The sequence below is a fragment of the Rothia nasimurium genome (assembly GCF_014217215.1).
GTDB lineage: Bacteria > Actinomycetota > Actinomycetes > Actinomycetales > Micrococcaceae > Rothia > Rothia avistercoris.
The window spans coordinates 400,481-423,310 of record NZ_CP056080.1; the positions used below are offsets into that span (position 1 = coordinate 400,481).

Here is a 22,830-nt window from a genome sequence, read left to right on the forward strand (position 1 = left end):
CAGAAACCCACATAAAATCAACTGTAGATAGGGTCGCCCGACCCACCTTCCAGTTGTATAAGGTGATAAACACATGTTCGCTGAAGAACGACGTGCCGAAATAGCGAAGCTCGTGGCTTCTGCACGCCGTGTCAACGGCGCAGACCTGGCTAGACGCTACGAAGTCACGATGGAAACCGTCCGCCGTGACCTAGCAGCCCTCGAAGCTGACGGTAAGCTGCGCCGTGTGCACGGCGGTGCCGTAACCGTAGAGCAGTCGACCTCTGTAGAGTCGTCTATCGCCCTACGTCAAAACATGAACACCCCCGAAAAGCAGAAAATCGCCCTGCGTGCCTACGAGCTACTGCGCGATTCGGACGCCGGTGCGGTAGTTCTCGACGCCGGTACCACCATCGAAATCCTCGCCGACCGCATTGCTGCTGCAGATTTCTCCCTCAAGTCAGGCGCCGACCGCCTCATCATCACCCACGCCCTTCACATCGCCGTGAAACTGGCTGAAGCCGATGGCGTGGTACTCGATATGGTGGGCGGCCAGCTGCGCAAGATGACCTGGGCCGCTGTTGGTACCCGCGCCGCTGCCCACTTCGAAACCATCCGACCCGACATCGCCTTTATCGGCGTGAACGGCCTGGACGCCGAATTTGGGCTCTCCACCCCCGGTCTGAACGAAGCTATCGTCAAGACCGCCATCGTTAAGTCAGCCCGCCGCGTGGTGCTCCTGTGCGACTCCGCCAAGTTCGGCCAGGAGTCCCTGGTGCGCTTTGCCGGGCTTGAAGACATCGATACTCTCATTACCGATAAAGCGCCCGAAGGCGAACTCGCCGCAGCGCTTGAAGAATCCAACGTAGAGGTGCTTATCGCATGATCGTTACCCTAACCGCTAACCCCAGCATGGACCGCACCGTGGAACTGAACCACGAAATCAAGCGCGGTGCCGTTCAGCGCGCCGTCGCGGCGGTGTCCGACCCCGGTGGCAAGGGCGTGAACATTGCCCGCGCCCTCAACATCTCCGGCTTCGAAACCGTAGCGGTGCTGCCCGGCGACAACGAAGACCCCGTACTGGCCAGCCTCAAAGAGGCAGAGGTGCCCTTCGTCAACATGCCTATCGGCGCCCCGATCCGCTCCAATATCACCATCGTTGAGCCCGACGGCACCACCACCAAGATCAACGCCCCCGGTGAGCCCCTGAACGATGTGGCCCAGCAGCAGCTGACCCGCCTCATGATTAAGGAAACCATCGAGGCATCCTGGCTAGTGCTGGCAGGTTCCCTGCCCGCCGGCGTCCCCTCCGACTACTACGCCGTTGTGGGCCGCTCAATCCGCGAGTCCCTGGGCGAGAAAGCCCCCCGCATCGCCGTTGACACCTCCGGTGCAGCCCTGCGCGACGCCCTTGTTGGCCTGGACGGCATGCCCAACCTCATCAAGCCCAACTCCGAAGAACTCGCTGAGCTGGTCGGCAAAATCGAGATGGCAGACGAGCTTGAAGCCAACCCCGAACTCACCGCAGCTACCGCCAAAGAACTGGTCGACCGCGGTGTCGAAATGGTCCTTGCCACCCTGGGTGGGGGAGGAGCCGTGCTGGTGACAGCAGAAGGCGCCTGGCACGCCGTCCACGCCCCCATCAAGGTGCGCTCCACCGTGGGCGCAGGTGACTGCTCCCTGGCCGGCTTCCTGATTGCTCACGAGCAGGGCAAAACCCTGCCCGAATGCCTGGTGCAGGCCGTAGCCCACGGCTCAGCTGCAGCCTCCCTCCCCGGCACCCAGGTGCCCACCCTAGAATCAACCACGCCCGAAGCAGTCACCCTGCGCGAGCTAGCCCTCTAAACCCCAACCGAACCACATTCTCAAAACCCTAAAACACAATCCGAGGAGGAGCACATGTCTGCTCTCATCACTGCGGATCTCATCAGCCTCGATGAGAACCTCGGCGAGACCCGCTTCGATGTCATCGAGCATCTAGCTGGTGCCGTCGTAGGTGCTGGCCGCGCCACCGACTTTGAGACTCTCTACGCCGCTGCGCGTGCCCGCGAGGAAAAGACCGACACCGGCATCCCCGGTGGTATCGCTATTCCCCACTGTCGCAGTGAAGCAGTCACCGAGCCCACCCTGGCTATGGCCCGCCCCAACCCCGCCGTTGACTTCGGCGCTAAGGACGGCCCCGCCGACCTCATCTTCTTCATCGCAGCTCCCGCAGACGGCGACGAAGCCCACCTGAAGATCCTTTCTCAGATGGCTCGCTCCCTTATGAAGAAGTCCTTCACCGCTGCCCTGCACGACGCCAAGACCGCTGACGAGGTCGTCGTCCTCGTTGAAGAGGCCCTGGGCCTACGCGAAAAGGTAGCTGAGGCACCCGCTGCCGCTGCTGCGTCCGGCTCCGTAGCCGCTGCTGCTGAAGCAGAAGCCCCCGCCCGCCGTAAGAAGATCGTGGCTGTGACAAACTGCCCCACCGGCATCGCCCACACCTACATGGCAGCAGACGGCCTCAAGTACGCCGCCGAAGAGCTGGGCTACGACTTCAAGGTTGAGCCCCAGGGCTCATCCGGTGGTGACAAGCTCACCCAGGCCGAGATTGACGAAGCCGATGCCGTCATCTTTGCCGTTGCCCTGCCCGTCCGCGGCCGCGAACGCTTCGCCGGTAAGCCCTACGTCGAAGCCCCCGTCAAGCGCGGCATCGACGAGCCCAAGGCCATGATCGAAGAAGCCCTTGCCGAAGCTGAGAAGCCCAACGGCAAGCGCGTTGCCGCAGGTGCAGCTGACTCCTCAGAAACCGCTGAAGAAGGCGGCTCCTGGGGCACCCGCATCTACAAGGCCCTGATGACCGGCGTCTCCTACATGATTCCCTTCGTGGCAGCAGGCGGCATCATCCTGGCTATCGGCTTCATGCTCGAAGCTATCACCATGCCCAACCTGGGTGACGTAGACACCGAAGCTATCCTCTCCGGTGCCTCCCTCACCAACCTGGGCGACACGCCGCTCTCCCTCTACCTGGGTGCTGCCCTGCACACTATCGGTGCCTTTGGCCTGGGAGCTATGGTTCCGATTCTGGCAGCCTACATCGCCTACGGCCTGGCCCAGCGCCCCGGCATCGCTCCCGGCTTCATCGCCGGTTCTGTCGCCGTTATGGTGGGTGGCGGCTTCCTCGGCGGTATCGTCGCCGGTCTGCTCGCAGGTCTGTGTGCCTACTGGCTCTCCCTGCTCAAGCTACCCCGCTGGCTCGCATCCATGATGCCCGTGGTCATCACCCCGCTCGTAGCCACCCTCTTCGCAGGCGGCCTCATGTTCTTCCTGCTCGGTGGCCCCCTCGCCTGGGTTACCACCTCTCTTGAGAACTGGCTCAACTCCATGACCGGTGCCTCAGCCATTCTGCTGGGCATCATCCTGGGCGCCATGATGGGCTTCGACCTCGGCGGCCCCGTCAACAAGGCAGCCTACCTTTTTGCCACCGCAGGCCTCTCCGCCGGTACCCTGGCCTCCCAGCAGGTCATGGCAGCCGTCATCATCTCAGGTATGGTTCCCCCGCTGGCTATGGCCCTGGCCATCGCCGTCCGCCCCAAGCTCTTTAGCGCCCCCGAACGCGAAAACGGCAAGGCAGCCTGGCTACTGGGTGCCTCCTTCATCTCCGAAGGTGCCATCCCCTTCGCCACCGCCGACCCCCTGCGCGTCATCCCCTCATCCGTTGTCGGTGCAGCCGTTGCCGGTGCTATCTCCATGGGCGCAGGCGTAGCCTCACCCGCTCCCCACGGCGGTGTCTGGATCATCGCCCTGGTTGAGAACCCCCTCATGTTCCTTGTGGCCGCCATCGCAGGTACCGTAGTGGGCGCTCTCATGTATATTGTTCTCAAGTCACTTGCAGGCCGTAAGGCCGAGGCAACCGCCTAAATCACTTCAACCTCTTAGAAGGAAAATACTATGACTACCTACAAGGGTGTCGGCGTCTACGCCGGCCGCGTTATCGGCAAAGTCCTTCAGATGCCCGAGCCCATCAAGGCTCCCTCATCATCCCTGAAGCTCTCAGCCGACGAAACCCCCGAGCAGGCCGCCGAGCGTATCAAGGCCGCAGCCGAAACCGTCAAGAACGGTCTGCTGGAGCGCGCCGAGCACGCTAGCCGCGATGGCAAGGCCGTGCTCAAGTCCACCTCCCAGATGGCAACCGACCGCGCCCTGCTCAAGAGCGCCATCAAGATCGTTGAAAAGCAGGGCAAGGCCCCCGAACTCGCAGTCTGGGAAGCCGCATCAGCCTTCGCCGACCAGATGGCAGCTCTCGGCGGCTACATGGCCGAGCGCGTTACCGATATCCACGACGTCCGCGCCCGCATCGTTGCCGAGCTGACCGGCCAGCAGGCCCCCGGCATCCCCGTCTCAGCTGACCCCTTCATCCTGGCAGCTATCGACCTGGCCCCGGCAGACACCGCCACCCTCGATCCCAAGAATGTCATCGCCCTCATCACCTCCGACGGCGGCCCCCAGGCCCACACCGCGATTCTTGCTCGCGGCCTTGGCCTGCCCGCTATCGTTGCCGCCAAGGGCGTCACCGACATCGAAAACGGCACCGAAGTCTACATTGACTCCAACGAAGGTACCGTCAACACCGAGGTCACCGACGAGCACCGCGACCTGGCCGAAAAGTACGCCAACCGCAAGGAACTGCCCGACTTCGACGGCACCGGCGCTATGGCAGATGGCACCCTTGTGCCCCTCTACGCCAATGTCGGCGACGGCAAGAGCGCAGAAAAGGCAGCCGGCCTCAAGGCCGAAGGCGTGGGTCTGCTCCGCACCGAATTCGGCTTCCTGGGCCACGACGCTGAACCCTCAGTAGAAACCCAGACCGCCAGCTACAAGGCCGTCTTCGACGCCTTCCCCGGCCAGCACATCGTTGTCCGCACCCTCGACGCAGGCGCCGACAAGCCCCTGCCCTTCCTCAACGTCAAGGAAGAAGAGAACCCCGCCCTCGGCGTCCGCGGCTACCGCACCGACTGGACCGTGCCCGGCGTCCTCGAACGCCAGCTCGAAGCCATCAAGGCAGCAGCCGACGGCTCCGACGCCGACATCTGGGTTATGGCTCCCATGATCTCAACCACCAGTGAAGCCCGCCGCTTCAAGGAAATGGTTGATGAAGTAGGCCTGGCAACCCGCGGCGTCATGGTCGAAACCCCCGCAGCAGCCGTCAACGCTGAAGCGATCCTCGGTGAAGTCGACTTCGTCTCCATCGGCACCAACGACCTCACCCAGTACACCATGGCAGCAGACCGCCTGCTCGGCGACCTGGCCCACCTCAACAACCCCTGGCAGCCCGCCGTCCTCAAGATGATCAAGCTGACCGTCGAAGGAGCCAAGCGAGCATCCGCCAAGGCCGGCGTCAAGAAGTACGTCTCCGTCTGTGGTGAAGCAGCAGCCGACCCCGCACTGGCCGTCGTCCTCGTCGGCCTGGGCGTTGACACCCTCTCCATGAACGCTGGCGCCATGGCAGCTGTCTCCGCCGTGCTCAAGTCGGTCACCCCCGAAAAGGCCCAGCAGATCGCCAACGACGCCCTCGACCAGATCTCCTCAGCAGAAGCTAAGGAAGCAGCGCGCAAGCACCTGCCGATTCTGGACGAGCTCGGCCTCTAACCTCCACTACTGAATAAATCACACCAAAATAAGCGGTTAACACGCGCGAAACATACGCGCCTGATTTAGACTCAGTAGTGGACAACAAATCCGCACCCCCTTTATAAGGAGAACACCATGGCAGAACGTATTGCCACCATCGCAAGCCGTGTTGGCCTGCACGCCCGCCCCGCAGCGATTTTCGCTGAAGCAGCAGGCGACCTCCCCGTTGAAGTCACCATCGCAGCTGAAGGCGAGCCCGCAGACGAAGCAATGGACGCAGCATCCATCCTGTCCCTGATGTCACTCGGCGCTAAGCACGGCGACAAGGTCGTTCTGCGCGCAGAGGGCGAAGGCGCTGAAGAAGCACTCGACACCCTGGTCAAGATCCTCGAGACCGACCACGACGCCGAATAATACGGTTTAGTCGAGCAATCTCAGCCTAACGGTTTGAACATGAAGCCCCCGCTTACTGCAAGCTGGGGCTTCACTGTGCCCGGGTAAGGGGCGACAGGGCCGATACCCAGTTACACCAGACGAAACTCACGGCGCCCACAGGGTGCATAGCCCGCCCACTCTCGATAGACTGGGAAGCTGAAACCTTTCCCGCGCCCACGCGCGCACGAAAAGAAAAAGAGGGACCTTGCGACAGTTCACAGCCCGCTTCGCTACCGACGCCGAAATCGCCTCCTGGGATGACCACGTCATCGCCAGCCCCGGTGGCGGCAACCTGCTGCAGTCAGCGTCCTTCGCTTCCGTCAAAGCCAAGCACGGTTGGAAGCCTCTCTACCTGGTCTACGAAGGCACCACCGTCCTTGACGGCGCAGAGGCCCCTTTTGCCAGCTACAACCTGGTGCTCGAAAAGTCCGTACCTGCCCTCGGCAAAATCTGGTACATGATTAAGGGCCCCGGTGTGAACTCTGTTGAAGAGATCCCCGCGATTCTCGATGCCAACAAGGATTTCATCAAGCGTAAGAAGCTGGGTGTCTTCGCGGTCAAGATTGAGCCCGATATCATCGCAGACGACTCCGTCAATGCTTTTATGGCCAAGACCGGCCTGGTCAAAAGCTGGAACATCCAGCCCAATGACTCCACCGCGATTCTTGATACCGATAAGAGCGAAGAAGACGTTCTCAAGTCCCTCTCATCGCGCGGACGCAATGCCGTGCGCCGTTCTCTGCGCGAGGGCTGCGAGGTTGAGCGTGTGCCCCTGACCGAAGAGAACATGAAGAAGATGTACGCCCTCATGGATACCGTGGGTCAGGGCAACGCCAACGTGCATCTGCGCTCCTACGACTACTACCGCGATTTCTGGACCACCTTTGAACAGGCTGGCCAGGGCCGTCTCTACTTCACCTACGAGGACGGCGAGCCTTCCGTAGGCGCCTACGTGATTCGCTACGGTGAGAAGGGCACCTACAAGGACGGCGGTTCTAAGCCCCGCCGCAAGCAGTACGGCGACTCCCACCAGGTACAGTGGACAGCCCTGACCGACCTGATGAAGGAATTCGAGATTAAGAGCTACGATTTCTGCGGCACCCCGCCCAAGAGCGAGCTCAAGAACAAGGACCACCACCACTACGGCCTGGGTCTCTTCAAGACCTCCTTCACCAAGGACGTCATCGACTACGTTGGCGTCTGGGACCAGGTGCTTTCACCGGTCAAGTACAAGGCCTGGAATCAGGCTGTTGAGAAGGTTATGCGCCAGCTCTGGGTCCGTAAGACCGGCCAGCCTTTCTACTAAACCGACCCCGGTTCAATCCGGGTACAGCAGATGCTGTGCCTGAACAACTTTCACCGTAAGAGGCGGAAGGAGTAATCCCTTTGACCCCCAGCAAGACTCCCTTGCAGCAAAAGGCTTACCCTTCTGCCTCTGCTTTTGATATAGCTCCCTCTGATGAGGGCACCGGGGCCGGGGCTTTTGGACAGACGGCCCTGCTGCCGCGCGTGGCATCGGGTGAAGACCCTGCGGCTGGGCAGGGGAGTGCCGGGCAAACTGCACAGGGTTCGGACGCCAGTGGGCAGGATGCCCCCGCCCCCTCGTCCTCTCAGGCTTGGGGGCCCCTGCCGGTCGTGTCGCTTGATGAGGTGCGGGACCCGCAGTTGCGCAACCGGCTGGCCCACCTGGGGCAGGGGGAGAGCGCCTTTGATACTCCTGCTGAAACCGTAGACTCTACAGCTACCGGGGTAGCTGAACCGCCGGCGTCCGCTTTTGATCTGGCAACCCCCGCTACCTATCAGGTGCCCTCAGCCTTTGGCCCGGCTACCGACCTGAGTCTGGGGAGAGCCGATAGCGACAGCGACCCTGGCCCGGTAACTGCGGGCACCCCCACTGTTAACGAGGCCACCGGTCTGCAACAGGCCTCCTACCCCTCGGCTGCTGGGCCCCACACCGTTGCCCTGCCAACGGCCCCCCGCCTGTCCGTCAAGCGCCCCTCTCGGGTGCGGTCCTCCCTCAAGTCTTTTGTGAGCACCGACCAGTCGCTCACCAAACCCATGCGAGGCATCGCCCGCCTGGCCCAGCGTCCTTTCAATATCGCTGCAGCCCACCGGGCCGAATATGTGCGGGAGAAAGAAGAGGCCCGTGAGATCCTCAACTTCTCCCTGCGTCTGGCTGAGACCATGTTCCACTACGGGGCAGATACCGTCGATGTGGACTCGGCGATTGTGGCCGTGTGTGCAGCCTACGGGCTGGATGACGTAGAAATCGATATCACCAACCAGTCGGTGATTATCAACTACGTCTCCGATATCGACGAGGTCGATGACCGCACCCGGGCTATCAATCTGAGCGAACCCGAAGACTCCGCACCCGGTAAAGAACGGTTTAGCCACACGGTCATGCGCGTGGTACGTTCCTGGTCAGAGAACTACGCTGCCCTGGACGACATCTATAAGCTCATTAACGACATCACCGCGGGCGGGTTGCCCCGCCACCGGGCCGAGCGTCGCCTGCACAAGATCAATACCGCTAAAAAACCCTACTCGCCCATGATTATCATGCTGGCTAACATTGTGGCGGCCTTCTCTCTGGTTCTGGCCCTGGGCGGGTCTCTCGCTGCGGGGGCCGTGGGCGGTATCGTTTTCCTGGCGATTCACTTCGTTAACAGCCTGATCTCTAAGCTCAAGATGCCCGGATTCTTTAACATGGCTGCGGGTGCCGGTGTGGTTACCTTCGCCGCTATTTATATATCGGATGAGGCATCTATCTTCTCCCAGGTGGGCTTTCACGTCTCGGCTCCCCACATCGTGGCGGCGGGGCTCATTATGCTCCTGCCCACCGCCCGGTTGGTTTCAACGGTGCAGGACGCTCTCAACGGCTTCCCGCTCACAGCGGCGGGTAAGTTCGTCTCAACCGGTATGTCCTTCCTCGGTATCGTGGTGGGGCTGGCCTCGGCGGTAGCGGTGCTGTCGGTACTGGGGGTGAGCGAGCTCGATATCACCGAAACCCGATTTGTGGGTGCGGGGCTGGGGGTCAGCTACACCTTCTTTATGCTGGCCTCTCTTGCCTTTGCGGTGACCACCCACGCCCGCTGGCGAACCCTACTGTGGATACTGCTGATCGCTACCTGCGGCTTCTGGGTCTACCAGGGCTATACGCTCATGTTTGGCCCCGGGGCGGGGCGAGCCAACACAGCTTTTGCCGCTCTCGTGATTGGCCTGATGAGTACCTTCTTGGCCTATCGCCTGCACGCCCCTGCCTCCATCTTCTACGTTCCTGCCCTGACCTTCCTGCTTCCCGGTCTCTCGGTCTTCCGCGGCCTCTACCTTTTTACGGTCGAAGCTAACTCCGATGCCGGTGTACCCGGTATGGTAGCGGCTATCGGCATTATTCTTTCTATGGCCTCTGGCGTAGTTCTGGGGAGCTACCTCATGCAGTACATCATTCAGCGCTATCTGAGCCCCTCGGTCGAGGGTAGCGAACAGAAAGAAAAGCGTGACCGCTAGCGGCGGCTCCCGTGATACGCACGGCTTTTCTGAAAAGCCCGTTGCCGCCCAGCCCTTAGCCAATCAGCCGCCTGCACAGGCGGAGCTGCTGCAGGCGTCCTACCCGGCCACCGCCCCCGCGCCTTCGGTTTCTTCGCGCCGTCGGGCAGCTGCGAGCCTGCGCTCTTTTGCCCAGCCCCAGCAGGCTTTAACCGTACCTATCCGCGGGATCGCCCGCGTTGCCCAGCGTCAGGTTGCGCAGGTTGCCTTAGCCCGTTACCGCCAGCGGGTCAGACAGAAGGAAGAAACCCGCGAAATCCTGGCTTTCGCCCTGCGCCTGGCTGAGACCCTCTTCCACTATGGCGCCGACGCGGCAGATGTAGATGCTGCGGTAGTGACCGTCTGCGCCATGTACGGTATTCACGATATAGAAGTTGATATCACCTATCAGTCCATCGTGATTAACTACGTCTCTGAGTTCGACGAAGCGGCTAGCCGCGGGCAGCTGCCCGAAGCCGGAGGGCTGGAGAACGAAAAACTGGGCTTGACCCTGGTGCGGGTCGTTCGCTCTACCTCCGAGAACTACTGGGCTCTGCACCAGCTCTACCGACTGGTGCACGATATCGCTCAGGGGACCGTGAGCCGGGCCCGGGCCGAACGCCGCCTAGCTCGGGTCAACGCTCAAAAGAAACCCTATTCACCGGCCGTTTTATTGGCGTGGAACCTGCTGATCGCAGGGGCATTTACCCTGGGTGTGGGAGGATCTTGGCGGGCTGCGGTGACTTCTCTAGCGGTGTTTACCGTGGTGAACTTCGTACTGGTGTGGGCGGGGCGTTTGCGCCTGCCCAGCTACTTCATGATGGCCCTGGGTGCTGCAACGATTACGGTGCTGGCCCTACTCGTATCAGCTCCCTTAGGGTGGCTGTACAGTAGAGGGTTTTACGTTTCTGCCCCGCACATCGTGGCAGCTGGGCTGATGATGTTCCTTCCCACCTTCCGCCTGGTTTCAGCGGTGCAGGACGCCCTTCACGGCTTCCCGCTGACCGCCGCCGGTAAATTCGTGGTGACGGGAGCAAACTTTACCGGTTTGATTGCTGGAATCTCGGTAGCGGTAACCCTCATGAACTACTTTGATGCCACTAGTCTTGACGTGCAGCAGTCGGTCTTTAGCCCCCCGCCCCTGTGGGTTTCTATTGCCGGTATGGTCATCGGTAGTGCTATGTCTGCAGCTGCCTGGCAGGGGTCAGCGCGCACTATTGTGCTGTCTGGACTGGTGTCTTTGGTGGGGCAGCTAGCCTACTACGGGGTAGGGGCGGTTGCCGGTGAGGACGGCGCCCGTCTGCAGGTGCTGGCAGGGGCAACAGCCGTAGGGCTGAGTGCTGGCTTCCTTGGGTATCTTCTCCATAGCCCAGCGTCGATTTATTATGTTCCGGGCATGATGTTTATGCTGCCCGGTCTCACTATCTTCCGCTCTTCCTACCTCATCTTGAACGGGCAGGATACGCTGATGGGGTTGCAGGGGCTCACTCTTGCTGGCGTGACTGTTTTGCTGATGGCAACAGGTATTGTGTTCGGCACCTATCTATGGGACGCTCTGACAGAGCGGCTGCGCACCTTGGCAAAAAATTAGGTATATGCCTTCATAGCTATGAACTGATAGGCTTCTGACAAGCGGATACTGCGTTTGTGACTATTGGGGGAGCTGCCAGTTAACGGGATCTGCCCCCTGCTGAACCAGAAGTTCGTTGACCCGGCTAAAAGGACGGGACCCGAAGAAACCCCGCGAGGCCGAGAGCGGGGACGGGTGCGGGGACTCCACACAGGGGTAGCCGCCGAGCAGGGGCCTGCATTTGCGGGCGTCCGCACCCCAGAGCAACCCCACCAAGGGCATGCCCCGCTTCGCCAGCGCCTCGATGGCAGCGGTTGTGACCTGCTCCCAGCCCAGATTGCGGTGCGACCCCGCCTGACCTGCCCCTACCGAAAGCACTCGGTTCATGAGCATAACCCCCTGGGCGCTCCACGCCGTAAGATCCCCGTGAGCCGGAGGTACCAGCCCGGTGTCGGCCTGGAGCTCCTTATAAATGTTCTGCAGCGACCGGGGAATCGGGCGCACCTCGGGGCGCACCGAAAAACTCAGACCCATCGCGTGTCCGGGGGTAGGGTAGGGGTCCTGCCCAATCACTAGCACCTTCACCTCGTTCATGGGGTAGGTAAAGGCCCGAAAAATATCGGTTCCAGGGGGAAGGGTTGCCCGCCCGGCCTCGTGCTCTGCGCGCAGGAAGTTACCCATAGCTCGAATCTGAGGCTCCACCGGAGCGAGGGCTTGAGCCCAGTCAGGGGACATAATCTCATGCAGGGGACGGGCAGGCACAGTACTCCTTGGAAGGGATGCGGTATTCTCCTCTACTAAGACTAGACCACTGAAAGTTAAGAGATGAGCAGCGAGACCACCGAACCCTCAGAGGGCTTGAGCGAGCTTGAGGTAGCTATTCTCAATCTCGAGAAAAAACGCTTCAAATACCAGGGCAGCAAAGAACAGGCTATTACCCGCACTCTGGGGCTGACCCCGGTTGCCTACTATCAGCAGCTCAACGCTCTTATCGACAACCCCAAGGCAGTTGCCGCCGAACCCGCACTGACTCACCGCCTACGGCTCAAGCGCGATGCCCTAACCTAAGCCTCTTGGCCGGTAGGGAGCATGAGCCCGCTTCACCGGCACCTAGCGTGTACCCTAGTAACTAAAAGCCCGCCACCGCGCACAATCATGAGGACGCCCGTGAACAGCTACCCCCGCGATGAGTTTGACGACATCGATGAGAACAACGCCCGCCGCGGCGCCTATCGCGGTGCTGTTGACGATACTGCGACGTCCCGCGCTGGTCTGCTCGCTATTATTGTTAGCGGCGTGCTGGCCCTCATCGTGGGTGGCACCATGTACGTGATCTCTCCGCGCACCGCTGCCCCCGAGGCGTCCGGCTCAACCAGTGCCACCGCTACCGCATCGGCAAGCCCGAGTGCTGAAGTCACTCCCACCACTAACCCTTCTAGCGTGACCGTTGAGGTGTATAACTCCAGTGCGCCTGCCGGCGCTGCTGCCCAGGCTACCGCAGCCCTCGAAGAGGCCGGCTACACCGTTACCTCTACCGCTAACTGGGCAGGAGCCTACACAGCGGAGTCTTTGGTGTACTTCGCCACAGGGGCGTCCTCAGAAGCCAACGAAATAGCCGACACCCTGGGGCTGCCCACCATCGCCCAGGACTACCAGGCTGAAACCGGCCTCATCTACGTGGTGCTCGGAGCCGACTTTGACCCCACCAGCCTGCCCGGGGCATCGCCCTCACCTTCAGCTACTGCCCAAGAAACTGCCGATAGCGGCACCGGAGCGGTAGAGATAGAGCCTAACCCCGGTATACCCACCTCCGTTGATCGTTATAGCTATGACCCGGCCACCGCTACCTTCTACCTAGACCCCACCGGTAACTACATCTACGACTCAGCAACCGGCACCTACCAGCTAGGCTAGGGACGCTTACTCGCGGCCAGCGGACGTCCACCTACCACCTGCCCGGCACCTCTTGTGCGCTGTGGGCGATTAAGGCTCAGCTGGGGGAGCAATAGGTTTGCGCCCCTAGAGCTCAAGTGCCAAGATTGGTATTAGCACTCAGGGGCTTCGACTGCTAAATCATGTGCTAGGTTTAGCCGCCGAACCGCTCTTGAGTAAAACACCTGAAGCGATGCTCTGGTGAGGCGCACCCTACCCGCCCCGACGGCGAGAGACAGGCTGCGCCGTCCGTCGCGGGCACCGAAGAATCGCGCTCACCCCGAATGTTCCAGAAGGAGCGAAAGCCATATGGCAAAGCTGATTGCTTTTGATGAAGAGGCACGCCGCGGTCTTGAAAAGGGTCTGAACACCCTAGCAGACGCAGTGAAGGTAACCCTCGGCCCCCGCGGTCGCAACGTTGTACTGGAGAAGGCCTGGGGCGCACCCACCATCACCAACGACGGTGTTTCCATCGCCAAGGAAATCGAACTCGAAGACCCCTACGAAAAGATCGGCGCAGAGCTGGTCAAGGAAGTCGCCAAGAAGACCGACGACATCGCCGGTGACGGTACCACCACCGCAACCGTCCTGGCTCAGGCCCTCGTCCGCGAAGGCCTGCGCAACGTCGCCGCTGGCGCCGACCCCCTCTCCCTCAAGCGTGGCATCGAAAAGGCTGTAGAAGCCGTCACCGCCGAACTGCTGGAGTCAGCTAAGGAAGTAGAAACCGAAGAAGAGATCGCTGCAACCGCATCTATCTCAGCCGGCGACCCCGAAATTGGTAAGCTGATTGCCCAGGCCATGGAAAAGGTTGGCAAGGAAGGCGTCATCACCGTCGAAGAGTCCAACACCTTCGGCCTGACCCTGGAACTGACCGAGGGTATGCGCTTCGACAAGGGCTTCCTCTCCGGCTACTTCGTCACCGACGCAGACCGCCAGGAGGCTGTTCTTGAAGACCCCTACATCCTGATCGTTAGCTCCAAGATTTCTAACGTCAAGGACCTCGTCCCTGTCCTCGAAAAGGTCATGCAGTCCGGCAAACCCCTGCTGATCGTCGCTGAGGACGTCGAGGGCGAAGCTCTGGCTCTGCTGGTCCTCAACAAGATGCGCGGCTCCATCAAGTCTGTAGCTGTTAAGGCTCCCGGCTTCGGCGACCGCCGTAAGGCCCAGCTGGCCGACATCGCTATTCTCACCGGCGGCCAGGTCATCACCGAAGAGGTCGGCCTCTCCCTCGACACCGCAACCATCGACCTGCTCGGCCAGGCCCGCAAGGTTGTTGTGACCAAGGATGAGACCACCATCATCGAGGGCGCCGGCGATGCCGACGCTATCGAGGGTCGCGTAGCCCAGATCCGCGGTGAAATCGCTAACTCTGATTCTGACTACGACCGCGAGAAGCTGCAGGAGCGCTTGGCCAAGCTGGCTGGCGGCGTTGCAGTTCTCAAGGCAGGTGCCGCCACTGAGGTCGAACTCAAGGAACGCAAGCACCGCATCGAGGACGCCGTCCGCAACGCTAAGGCAGCCGTTGAAGAGGGCATCGTCCCCGGTGGCGGTGTAGCCCTGATTCAGGCTGGCGTTAAGGCCTTCGAGAAGCTGGAACTTTCCGGCGACGAAGCAACCGGTGCAAACATCGTCCGCGTCGCCATTGACGCTCCCCTCAAGCAGATCGCCTTCAACGCAGGCCTGGAGCCCGGCGTTGTTGTTGACAAGGTCCGCAACCTGCCCGCAGGTACCGGCCTGAACGCTGCAACCGGCGAATACGAAGACCTCATGGCAGCAGGTATCAATGACCCCGTGAAGGTTACCCGCTCTGCCCTGCAGAACGCTGCCTCCATCGCCGGTCTCTTCCTGACCACCGAGGCCGTCGTTGCCGACAAGCCCGAACCTGCAGCAGCAGCTGCTGCCCCCGACATGGGTGGCATGGGCGGCATGATGTAATTACGTCCGCCTGAGAAAACCGGTTCATTTCCGGTTCCTCACGTGCTGTAAGCTCCGCCACTTCTTGCCCCTGGCAAGGAGTGGCGGAGTTTTTACACCCTTCTGAAAATATGACTAAAAATTTTAGATAATAGTATTGCACTTCACACCAGCCTGTGGGTATGCTTTAAATCACTAAAGAGGTCTTCTCTTACTTTTATTCATCAGTATCAAAGGCGAAACTGAAAGGTGTGAGGCATATGGTTACCATTGTCGATTTTGTCCTCTACGCAATCATTGTGGGGCTCCTGGCAATGTTGCTTGTTGCCTACGCATCTGACGGCTGGACCAAGCTCGAGAAGAAGAGCGCTGAGGCTCTCCATCGCGATCTTGCATTTGGTGCAGGTGGCTAAGAGTTAATAGTGATTGTGTTTTCCTGGAACCGGCGTCTCGGCAACGAGGCGCCGGTTTCTCTATGCCCAAAGCTCCGCCTATACGACCGGTGGCAGGGAGCTGTAAAATAGTGAAGCTATGCGTTGCCACTACTTCGATGCCGGCCTCTGCCGCTCATGCTCTCTACTTGAAACCCCCTACACCGATCAGTTAGCGGGTAAACAGCATGACGCCCAGACCCTGCTCGAACCCTGGGAGAGCCTCAGCTGGCTCCCACCCGTAGCAAGCGCAGACCAAGCCTTCCGCAACAAGGCTAAGCTGGTCGTCGGCGGGACCTCCCAGCAGCCCACCCTCGGTATTCTCGACAGGCAGGGGCAGGGCATTGACCTCACCGACTGCCAGCTTTACCTGCCCGCAATTAGCCGGGCCATACCCGTCCTTGCTGACCTGATCCAGCGGGCTGACCTTACCCCCTACAGCGTTCAGAAGCGCAAAGGGGAACTCAAAAACATTCTGGTGACCGCTTCCGATAGCGGCGAACTGATGGTCCGCTTCGTTCTGCGTTCCAAAAAGCTCATTGTTGCGCTCAAACGGGAACTGCCCTGGCTCCACGAACAGCTACCCCAGCTTGCGGTGGTGAGCGTCAACCTGCTGCGCGAACACGTTGCCCTGGTTGAGGGGAGCGAAGAAATTATTCTGACTGAGCGCACCACCCTGCCCATGCAGGTTAACGATATGACCCTGCATCTGCGCCCCCAGAGCTTCTTCCAGACCAACACCCCCATCGCAGCTTCCTTGTACCGTCGGGCTCAGACATGGGTCAGCGAAGCAGCGCCGGCCAGCCTCTGGGACCTCTACTGCGGGGTAGGGGGCTTCGCCCTGCACGCTGCAGCGGTCATGCCAACGGGGGCTACCGTAACCGGTATTGAAATTAGTAGCGAAGCTATTGCCTCTGCCCAGCGCACCGTCGCTGAACGGGGACTTGCGGGTTTACACTTCATTGCCCAGGATGCGCCCGACTACGCCACCAGTAGCGGCCAGGTGCCCGATATGCTGATTGTGAACCCGCCCCGCCGGGGGCTGGGGCCGCAGCTTTCTCACTGGATCGAGGGCAGCGGTATCGACCAGGTGATCTATTCGAGCTGCAACCTGCGCTCTCTCGTCAAAGATCTCAAAAGCATGCCGTCGATGGAGCCCGTGCAGGGGCAGGTAATGGATATGTTCCCGCACAGCAACCACTACGAGACGATTATGCTACTCCAGCGTAGCCGCTAGCGCGCCACCATTTTAGGTTCTCATCAGGCCTGTGTACTAGGGTGAAAGAAGCCCAACTCCGCTCCCCGGATAAGTGTGAAAGAAAGTAAAATGCCTCAGTTCCCTGCCCTGCCTTCGCCTTTTATGCTGGCTGAAGGCACTACCGTAGTGCGGGCTGAAGGTGCCCTGACTCCGGTGAGCGAGGCAGACGCTCTGAGCCTGGCCCAGCGCCGGGGCTCTGCGGTGGTGGGACTGATACCTTTTGACCCGGACGCTCCGGCCCAGCTTGCCGTCCCTGACGGCTGGGTGCGAGAAAATATCCCCCTACCCACTGCCGATACGGTGGACCAGCCGGCTCCTACCCTGGTTGAGGGAATCGACAGCGACGTGTACCGGGCAGCCGTTGCCCATGCCGTTGAGCTGATGAACCGGGGCCAGCTCGATAAAGTCGTCCTGGCCCGCCTGCTACGGGTGCAGTACGAGCAAGAACTGAACCTGCCCCATCTCTTTGATACCCTGCGTGCTCAGCAGCAGCGGGCTACCGTGTTTAGTGCTCAGCTGCCCAATGGAAACTACCTTATGGGTGCTTCTCCCGAGCTGGTGTTTCAGACGGAGGGGAGCACGTTTCGAACTGTCCCCCTGGCTGGCTCCGCTGCCCGAACTGCCGCCCCGGGGAGCACCGATGACGCCCAAATCGGTGAGGCTCTCATGCGGTCCGCTAAGGACAGAGCCGAACACGCAACGGTGGTCAATGACATCCGCCAGCGGCTAGAAGCCCTTACCGTGCAGATGGATGTGCCCGCCGTACCTTCACTTATTTCTACACCCCAGCTCTGGCACCTCAGTACGCCGGTCACCGGCCAACTGCTGCCCGGTGTCTCGTCGCTGCAGGCTGCCCGTGCTATTCACCCAACCCCGGCTATTTGCGGCACACCTACAGAGGTGGCCCGGGGGCTGATTGAAGAGCTAGAGCCTTTCGACCGGGGCTTCTTCGGTGGCCTGGTGGGCTACATGGACGCCCACGGGCAGGGGAGCTGGTACCTGGTTTTGCGCTGTGCCGAGGTTGCTCCGCTACAGGCTACCCTTTTTGCTGGCGCCGGTATTGTGAAGGATTCAACCCCGGCCGGTGAGCACTCTGAGACCGCAACCAAGCTGGGGACCTTCGCCCGGGCGCTGGGGCTTAATCTGGGCTCCCTAGAGCTCTAGTGCATTTCTTGCTCTAGCGCCCGGCGCACCATGAGCGGCGTCGTAACCCTGTGGCTTGTGAGGGCATGGGGCTGGTCGCTGGCAACAGCTAGTAGGTAGGTGCCCTCGTGGACCTGCCAGGTCACCCAGTAGGTGCGGGGCTGCGCCTCACCGGGTAGTTGTACCGAGGCCCTAGCCGTAAGCCCGTGGGCATCTTCCAGAGCAGCGGGCAGGGGCGGCAGAGCCAGCATAACGGTGCTGGGCGCTAATGCCAGGCCATAGCCGGTAGCCTTGAGTACCGCTTCTTTGGCACCCCAGAGTAGGTGCCTTGCCAGGGCTGCCTCCGCGGCAGGTAAGGACGCCACCACCCGCTTTTCGTAGTCGGCGAGGGCGATGCGGTCGAAGCTATCGTAATAGCTGCCGCGCACAGTAATGAGATCGAGACCTATACTGAGCCCCGCCGGGCCGGTTACCCCTGCCGCCAGCCCTAGGGCCCTTGCCATGCTCAGGTTGACCCCCTCAATACGTGGCTTGCCGTGGGGCTGCCCGCTTCCGCATAAAAGGCAGGTGCGGTCTACCGCGATGTCTGCGGCCGCCGTCGCCTTAACCCCGAGCAGGGTTGCCGCCATACACCGCATGAGGGTGTGCTGGGCAGCAAAAGCAAGCGCTTCGTCCGGGTTCTTGAATTCAGCGGCTCTTACCTGCTCCTCAATACCGACATAAGCCAGCCAACTCACCCCGTGGCCCGTGCGGAGGGTCTCTGCGGGCATACTAAAAAGGGTGATCTGGGCGCTCGCTGACCCAGCGGAAGCTGAAGGGTGAACCATGATGACCATTCTAGCGGTGACGCCCCAGGTGAGGCGGCGCGTAGAATAAAAGGCGCCTGCAACCTGAAAGTTCGAGGACTATGACCGAAAAAATCATCGCTGCCGCCGATGGCTCTGCCCTAGGTAATCCCGGGCCCGCTGGCTGGGCCTGGTATATCGATAGGGACAACTGGGCTGCCGGTGGCTGGGAGCACGGTACCAATAATATGGGTGAGCTCAAAGCAGTGCTTGACCTCTTTGAATCAACCGCAGACCGGGCAGATGAGCACCTGCACGTTATCTGCGATAGTCAGTACACCATCAACTCCATCACCAAATGGATGCCTGGGTGGAAGAAAAAGGGCTGGAAGAAAAGCGACGGTAAGCCTGTGCTCAACGTCGATTTGATGCAGGCCCTCGACCGGGCTATTCAGGGGCGGAGCTATTCCTTTGAGTGGGTGAAAGGGCATACCGGCCACCCTCTGAACGAGGCCGCTGATGAACGGGCCAACCGGGCAGCCCAAGCCTACCGCGACGGCACTCCGGTAGAGACCGGGCCAGGCTTGGGATCTAAGCGTGGTCTTAGCTCCGTGAACAGTGCAAGCCTTGAGCAGAACGGTACGAGTGTAGAACAAAGCCTGGCACCGCAGGTTTCCGAGAGTGCTCTAGACCCCGTAGCCGAGGCCCTGGCTCACGAAGAGCAGATACTTAAGCCCTCTATCTACGGGTCAGAAAAGCTTGTGGGGGCGCTGATGCACCCTGAGCTTACCTGGGTCGTCCCGACCGGCCAGGTGACAGATCGGGCAACCGTCCTGGCCTATCGGGAGCGGGCCTGCGCGGCAACAGGAACACCTGAGATTCTTTCCTCGGTTGCCCTGGGGCAGAATGCTGCCCTACTGGTATCGAAGGTACCTACGGCACGAGGAACCCTGCTACGTTCAAGCACCTGGGTGCTCACCGGCGGCAGCTGGAAGCTCCGCTACCGCCAGGACACCGCGACGAGAGACTAACCCACAAACATGGCAGCGTTCGCCATTTCGGTTTCTGAATAGTTCACGCCTGCTCGTGAGAGCGCTTCGTTAATCTGAGCAATCGACTCTTCCACCTGGTGCTGGGTAGCCCGCCAGTGGGCGAGCACGCCCTGGAAATTAGCGGACGCCGAGCCCGTCCACGACCCCTGAAGGTCCTGGAGCGAGGTGGTGAGGGCATTGACCTCTGAAACGATGGTCTCTACCTGGGCGCGGGCCTGGGCTGATTTGCTGGCAATGAGGTCTGCATCGACATTGAACTGGGCCATGGGGCTCTCCTTTGAACAGGGGGTATGTAAGGGGTATCAGGTGCCGATAGGGTGGGCTGCCTGATGCCTTTGAGCCTACGGGGGAGCTATCTCTGGCCGGAAGAAAAAGAGCACCTGTGGAAAACCCCGCCCGGGCAGTCGAGCTGTCAGGGCGGGGTTTTGCATACCTCTAGAAGAAAATATGGTGCAGTGATGACGTCTCTATGACGGCTTCTAGCGGCTATCCACAGGGCCCCTGCACCAGGGGCGCAGCAAGCTGATGAAGACAGGAAAAGCCCCGGCCAAACTTCTAGAGTGTCAGGACAAGGCCTGGTCTAGACCTGCTCACCTGCTGCAAGCGGAATAGGGCCGGTGTGGTCACTGTACTGGGGAAGGCGAATAGTGAAGGTAGCTCCGCCGCCTTCTGTCTCTTCAACCCTCACCGTTCCGTCATGCTGGCCTACAATCGCAGCGACGATTGCTAGCCCTAGACCGGTTCCACCCGTCTCACGGGTGCGTGAAGTATCAGCCCGGTAGAAGCGCTCAAAGACGCGCTCGGCGTCCTCACCGTGAATACCCGGGCCGTGGTCACGGACCTGGAGCACGGACGTCCAGGTGCCATCAACGCCCGGCACCGACCCGACCGCAATTTCAATCGGGGAGCCCGCTGGGGTATAGCGCAGGGCATTGGTCATCAGGTTGGCGATGACCTGGCGCAGTCTTTGCTCATCGCCCCAGACCAGGGAGGTAAGAGCTTCTGCGCCCTCTAGCCCCACTACCTCGATGGTGCGGTCGGGGGCCGAGGCGAAGGCGTCATTAGCGGCGTCCGTAGCTAGCTTCAGCAGGTCTACCGGGGCGTTCTTGGCAACCCGGCGCTCGTCGAGACGAGCTAGGGTCAAGAGGTCTTCTACCAGCTGGCCCATGCGCTTCGACTCTGACTCGATGCGGTCCATAGCCATTGCCACGGCCTCATCGTTGGGCAGGCCACCCATACGGTAGAGCTCAGAATAACCCCGAATCGATACTAGCGGGGTGCGAAGTTCGTGCGAAGCGTCGCCCACGAAACGCCTCATCTTCACCTCTGACCGCTTTTGGGCGTCAAAGGCCTCTTCAATGTGCGAGAGCATGGTGTTCAAAGAAGTGGTCAGATGACCAATCTCGTTGTAGGGGCTGTAGTTCTCAATACGCTGGGAGAGGTCGCCTGCGGCAATCTGGGCTGCGGTCTGTTCCACGCGGGCTAGGGGTTCAAAGGCCCTGGTGACAATTACCCAGGTCAGCGCGATAGAAGCAAGGAGGGTGGCTACACCAAAGAGCATGGTGAGGCCGCCCACGATAGCTACCGTCTGGTTGATCTGGGTCAGGGGGGCGGCGATGACCAGGGTCTGGTTGGTGTCCTCAACCGGGAAGGCGATCAGTCGCCATTCTGTGTGGCCGCTGGCTGACCGTACCGTCAGCGCAGCCTTGTTGTAGCGCTTGACGTTATCAGCGGTCAGGCCAGAGATGACGGGGGAGGACGACTCATCGGCTAGTGTTGCCACCGGGCGTACGGTATTTCCGTCGCTATCTAGCAAATATGCTTCATAGGGAATGAAAGTTCCCTGGGTCTGTGACAGTTGCTGGTCTGCGTAGACCGCGGTCACCAGGTAGCTGTAGCTGGCAGTAATCTCGTCATCGAGCTGATCCATCATCTTGCCTCGAATCGCTGAAATCGCGACCAGAGACATCACAGAGATAGCCAGGGCCAGCAGCATAGATGTTAAAAGCACGAGCTGGGTTCGCAAGGACAGCGAACCCAGCCGGTGCACAGAGAGACGAGAGCGCAAACTCGTAACCCCTTAGTTTTTGTTAGCGGTACGAAGCAGGTAGCCGACGCCACGCTTGGTATGAATCAGCGGGGGTAGGTTCTGGTCGTTATCAATCTTGCGGCGCAGGTAGGAGATGTAGGACTCCACAATGGAAGCATCGCCGTTGAAGTCGTATTCCCATACGTGATCCAGAATCTGGGCCTTGGAGAGCACACGGTTGGGGTTGAGCATCAGGTAGCGCAGCAGCTTGAACTCGGTGGGAGAAAGGTCAATTTCGCGGTCGCCGCGGAAGACCTCGTGGGCATCGTCGTCTAGCACCAGATCATCTACGCGCAGGCGGGAATCTTCTTCGATGTGGGGCTGGGTGCGGCGCAGGACGGCGCGGATGCGGGCAACAACCTCGTCTAGGCTGAAGGGCTTGGTGACGTAGTCGTCGCCGCCTACGGTTAGGCCGGTGACCTTGTCTTCGGTGTCGTCCTTAGCGGTCAGGAAGAGGACGGGGAAGAGGCGGCCGGAACTACGCAGTTTACGGGTGACGGTGAAGCCGTCCATATCGGGCAGCATGACATCGAGTACGGCCAAATCGGGCGACTCGGTCTCAGCCTTCTCAAGAGCCTCACGGCCGTTGGCTGCGGTGACAACCTCAAAGCCCGCAAACCGCAGGGAGGTTGCGAGGAGCTCTAGAATGTTGGGTTCGTCGTCGACGACCAGCAGTTTTGCTTCAGGTTCTTTGGTATTCACGCTTTTAATTGTGCGCTTATTACCTGTGCACTAGCTGTGTGCAGCTGTATGTTCTGCTGAGTTTGCTTTAGTCAGACTAAGAAAACATGGCAAGTACGCCGTGAGCAAAAGGGTGCTAGCTAGCCCGGCGTCGAAGCAGAGTGAGAAACAGGGCACCTAGCAGGGCTAGAAAAGCTAGCGGCAGGGTCAGCAACGGCGTAATGCTCAAGATCTCGGGAGCAGCTCCGGTAGCCCACTTCAGTAACAGCATAGTGACACCGGAGAGGGTGCCCACCAGCATCAGGACACCGGCGGCAAGTCCCAGCGCCCGGATAGCTCCCCCGTAGGGGAGCTCTGGAATTTCGGTTCGTTCAGAAGACATACCTCTACGCTACCAATGGCTGCCGCCCCTGCCTAAAGAGG

The 22,830-nt window shown here is 60.6% G+C and carries 21 protein-coding genes; 15 read left to right on the forward strand and 6 right to left on the reverse strand.

All coding sequences use genetic code 11. The features are described 5' to 3' along the window. Positions 1 to 73 precede the first annotated feature (73 nt). The 8 genes from HWU94_RS01965 (at position 74) to HWU94_RS02000 (ending at position 11,143) form a co-directional block, all read left to right on the forward strand. Entirely contained in the window at positions 74 to 865 is a 792-nt protein-coding gene (locus HWU94_RS01965; RefSeq protein ID WP_185174084.1) for a DeoR/GlpR family DNA-binding transcription regulator, read from the forward strand. Further along, positions 862 to 1,824: a 1-phosphofructokinase family hexose kinase gene (locus tag HWU94_RS01970; protein ID WP_185174085.1), complete on the forward strand. Its 963-nt coding sequence runs from the start codon at positions 862 to 864 to the stop codon at positions 1,822 to 1,824. The genes HWU94_RS01965 and HWU94_RS01970 overlap by 4 nt, the downstream gene beginning before the upstream one ends. Before the next feature lie 54 nt (positions 1,825 to 1,878). Continuing rightward, the gene (locus HWU94_RS01975; RefSeq protein ID WP_185174086.1) at positions 1,879 to 3,879 is read left to right on the forward strand and encodes a fructose-specific PTS transporter subunit EIIC; all 2,001 of its coding nucleotides are present in this window, start codon (positions 1,879 to 1,881) and stop codon (positions 3,877 to 3,879) included. Positions 3,880 to 3,909: 30 nt separating this feature from the next. Further along, positions 3,910 to 5,607, forward strand: a complete 1,698-nt coding sequence (gene ptsP, locus HWU94_RS01980; RefSeq protein ID WP_185174087.1) for a phosphoenolpyruvate--protein phosphotransferase — start codon at positions 3,910 to 3,912, stop codon at positions 5,605 to 5,607. 117 nt (positions 5,608 to 5,724) lie between these two features. Further along, positions 5,725 to 6,003, forward strand: coding sequence for an HPr family phosphocarrier protein (locus HWU94_RS01985; RefSeq protein ID WP_135013272.1), 279 nt, complete (start codon positions 5,725 to 5,727; stop codon positions 6,001 to 6,003). Between the two features lie 226 nt (positions 6,004 to 6,229). Further along, on the forward strand, positions 6,230 to 7,330 hold the full coding sequence (locus HWU94_RS01990) for a peptidoglycan bridge formation glycyltransferase FemA/FemB family protein (protein WP_185174088.1): 1,101 nt from the start codon (positions 6,230 to 6,232) through the stop codon (positions 7,328 to 7,330). A gap of 80 nt (positions 7,331 to 7,410) precedes the next feature. Then, entirely contained in the window at positions 7,411 to 9,534 is a 2,124-nt protein-coding gene (locus tag HWU94_RS01995) for a threonine/serine exporter ThrE family protein (RefSeq protein WP_185174089.1), read from the forward strand. Next, on the forward strand, positions 9,524 to 11,143 hold the full coding sequence (locus HWU94_RS02000; RefSeq protein ID WP_185174090.1) for a threonine/serine exporter ThrE family protein: 1,620 nt from the start codon (positions 9,524 to 9,526) through the stop codon (positions 11,141 to 11,143). The genes HWU94_RS01995 and HWU94_RS02000 overlap by 11 nt, the downstream gene beginning before the upstream one ends. Positions 11,144 to 11,203: 60 nt before the next feature. Here the strand turns inward: HWU94_RS02000 and HWU94_RS02005 are convergent, their stop codons facing one another. Then, entirely contained in the window at positions 11,204 to 11,884 is a 681-nt protein-coding gene (locus HWU94_RS02005; RefSeq protein ID WP_185174091.1) for a uracil-DNA glycosylase, read from the reverse strand. Positions 11,885 to 11,947: 63 nt separating this feature from the next. On the opposite strand from HWU94_RS02005, the gene HWU94_RS02010 reads away from it, so the two are divergent. The 6 genes from HWU94_RS02010 (at position 11,948) to HWU94_RS02035 (ending at position 17,821) form a co-directional block, all read left to right on the forward strand. Beyond that, positions 11,948 to 12,190: a DUF3263 domain-containing protein gene (locus HWU94_RS02010; protein WP_185174092.1), complete on the forward strand. Its 243-nt coding sequence runs from the start codon at positions 11,948 to 11,950 to the stop codon at positions 12,188 to 12,190. Between the two features lie 99 nt (positions 12,191 to 12,289). Continuing rightward, the gene (locus HWU94_RS02015) at positions 12,290 to 13,036 is read left to right on the forward strand and encodes a LytR C-terminal domain-containing protein (RefSeq protein ID WP_185174093.1); all 747 of its coding nucleotides are present in this window, start codon (positions 12,290 to 12,292) and stop codon (positions 13,034 to 13,036) included. Positions 13,037 to 13,363: 327 nt separating this feature from the next. Beyond that, complete coding sequence (gene groL, locus HWU94_RS02020; RefSeq protein ID WP_135013265.1) at positions 13,364 to 14,989, forward strand: chaperonin GroEL; 1,626 nt, start codon at positions 13,364 to 13,366, stop codon at positions 14,987 to 14,989. A 239-nt stretch (positions 14,990 to 15,228) separates the two neighbouring features. Further along, the gene (locus tag HWU94_RS02025; RefSeq protein WP_185174094.1) at positions 15,229 to 15,381 is read left to right on the forward strand and encodes a hypothetical protein; all 153 of its coding nucleotides are present in this window, start codon (positions 15,229 to 15,231) and stop codon (positions 15,379 to 15,381) included. A 118-nt stretch (positions 15,382 to 15,499) separates the two neighbouring features. Then, a complete protein-coding gene (gene rlmC / locus HWU94_RS02030) occupies positions 15,500 to 16,636 on the forward strand; it encodes a 23S rRNA (uracil(747)-C(5))-methyltransferase RlmC (protein WP_185174095.1) in 1,137 nt (378 codons plus the stop codon). Between the two features lie 90 nt (positions 16,637 to 16,726). Continuing rightward, positions 16,727 to 17,821, forward strand: coding sequence for an isochorismate synthase MenF (locus HWU94_RS02035; RefSeq protein WP_185174096.1), 1,095 nt, complete (start codon positions 16,727 to 16,729; stop codon positions 17,819 to 17,821). Here HWU94_RS02035 and HWU94_RS02040 read toward each other — a convergent pair. Continuing rightward, a complete protein-coding gene (locus tag HWU94_RS02040) occupies positions 17,818 to 18,627 on the reverse strand; it encodes a 4'-phosphopantetheinyl transferase superfamily protein (protein WP_185174097.1) in 810 nt (269 codons plus the stop codon). The genes HWU94_RS02035 and HWU94_RS02040 overlap by 4 nt on opposite strands. An 80-nt stretch (positions 18,628 to 18,707) precedes the next feature. Here HWU94_RS02040 and HWU94_RS02045 point away from each other — a divergent pair, with 80 nt between their 5' ends. Further along, on the forward strand, positions 18,708 to 19,616 hold the full coding sequence (locus HWU94_RS02045) for a ribonuclease HI family protein (RefSeq protein WP_185174098.1): 909 nt from the start codon (positions 18,708 to 18,710) through the stop codon (positions 19,614 to 19,616). Here HWU94_RS02045 and HWU94_RS02050 read toward each other — a convergent pair. The 4 genes from HWU94_RS02050 to HWU94_RS02065 form a co-directional block, all read right to left on the reverse strand. Then, positions 19,613 to 19,903: a WXG100 family type VII secretion target gene (locus tag HWU94_RS02050; protein ID WP_185174099.1), complete on the reverse strand. Its 291-nt coding sequence runs from the start codon at positions 19,901 to 19,903 to the stop codon at positions 19,613 to 19,615. The two genes, HWU94_RS02045 and HWU94_RS02050, sit on opposite strands and share 4 nt — an antisense overlap. Positions 19,904 to 20,217: 314 nt before the next feature. Continuing rightward, positions 20,218 to 21,633, reverse strand: a complete 1,416-nt coding sequence (locus HWU94_RS02055) for a HAMP domain-containing sensor histidine kinase (RefSeq protein WP_185174720.1) — start codon at positions 21,631 to 21,633, stop codon at positions 20,218 to 20,220. 84 nt (positions 21,634 to 21,717) lie between these two features. Next, entirely contained in the window at positions 21,718 to 22,428 is a 711-nt protein-coding gene (locus HWU94_RS02060) for a response regulator transcription factor (RefSeq protein ID WP_185174100.1), read from the reverse strand. A gap of 115 nt (positions 22,429 to 22,543) precedes the next feature. Beyond that, positions 22,544 to 22,789, reverse strand: a complete 246-nt coding sequence (locus HWU94_RS02065) for a hypothetical protein (RefSeq protein WP_185174101.1) — start codon at positions 22,787 to 22,789, stop codon at positions 22,544 to 22,546. Positions 22,790 to 22,830: the final 41 nt, after the last annotated feature.

What these genes read in the sequence shown, in the direction of transcription:
- HWU94_RS01965 (WP_185174084.1), top strand. Translation starts at nt 74, where the DNA reads ATGTTCGCTGAAGAACGACGTGCCGAAATAGCGAAGCTCGTGGCTTCT.
- HWU94_RS01970 (WP_185174085.1), top strand. Translation starts at nt 862, where the DNA reads ATGATCGTTACCCTAACCGCTAACCCCAGCATGGACCGCACCGTGGAA.
- HWU94_RS01975 (WP_185174086.1), top strand. Translation starts at nt 1,879, where the DNA reads ATGTCTGCTCTCATCACTGCGGATCTCATCAGCCTCGATGAGAACCTC.
- ptsP (WP_185174087.1), top strand. Translation starts at nt 3,910, where the DNA reads ATGACTACCTACAAGGGTGTCGGCGTCTACGCCGGCCGCGTTATCGGC.
- HWU94_RS01985 (WP_135013272.1), top strand. Translation starts at nt 5,725, where the DNA reads ATGGCAGAACGTATTGCCACCATCGCAAGCCGTGTTGGCCTGCACGCC.
- HWU94_RS02010 (WP_185174092.1), top strand. Translation starts at nt 11,948, where the DNA reads ATGAGCAGCGAGACCACCGAACCCTCAGAGGGCTTGAGCGAGCTTGAG.
- groL (WP_135013265.1), top strand. Translation starts at nt 13,364, where the DNA reads ATGGCAAAGCTGATTGCTTTTGATGAAGAGGCACGCCGCGGTCTTGAA.
- HWU94_RS02025 (WP_185174094.1), top strand. Translation starts at nt 15,229, where the DNA reads ATGGTTACCATTGTCGATTTTGTCCTCTACGCAATCATTGTGGGGCTC.
- rlmC (WP_185174095.1), top strand. Translation starts at nt 15,500, where the DNA reads ATGCGTTGCCACTACTTCGATGCCGGCCTCTGCCGCTCATGCTCTCTA.
- HWU94_RS02035 (WP_185174096.1), top strand. Translation starts at nt 16,727, where the DNA reads ATGCCTCAGTTCCCTGCCCTGCCTTCGCCTTTTATGCTGGCTGAAGGC.
- HWU94_RS02040 (WP_185174097.1), bottom strand. Translation starts at nt 18,627, where the DNA reads ATGGTTCACCCTTCAGCTTCCGCTGGGTCAGCGAGCGCCCAGATCACC.
- HWU94_RS02045 (WP_185174098.1), top strand. Translation starts at nt 18,708, where the DNA reads ATGACCGAAAAAATCATCGCTGCCGCCGATGGCTCTGCCCTAGGTAAT.
- HWU94_RS02050 (WP_185174099.1), bottom strand. Translation starts at nt 19,903, where the DNA reads ATGGCCCAGTTCAATGTCGATGCAGACCTCATTGCCAGCAAATCAGCC.
- HWU94_RS02055 (WP_185174720.1), bottom strand. Translation starts at nt 21,633, where the DNA reads ATGCTGCTGGCCCTGGCTATCTCTGTGATGTCTCTGGTCGCGATTTCA.
- HWU94_RS02065 (WP_185174101.1), bottom strand. Translation starts at nt 22,789, where the DNA reads ATGTCTTCTGAACGAACCGAAATTCCAGAGCTCCCCTACGGGGGAGCT.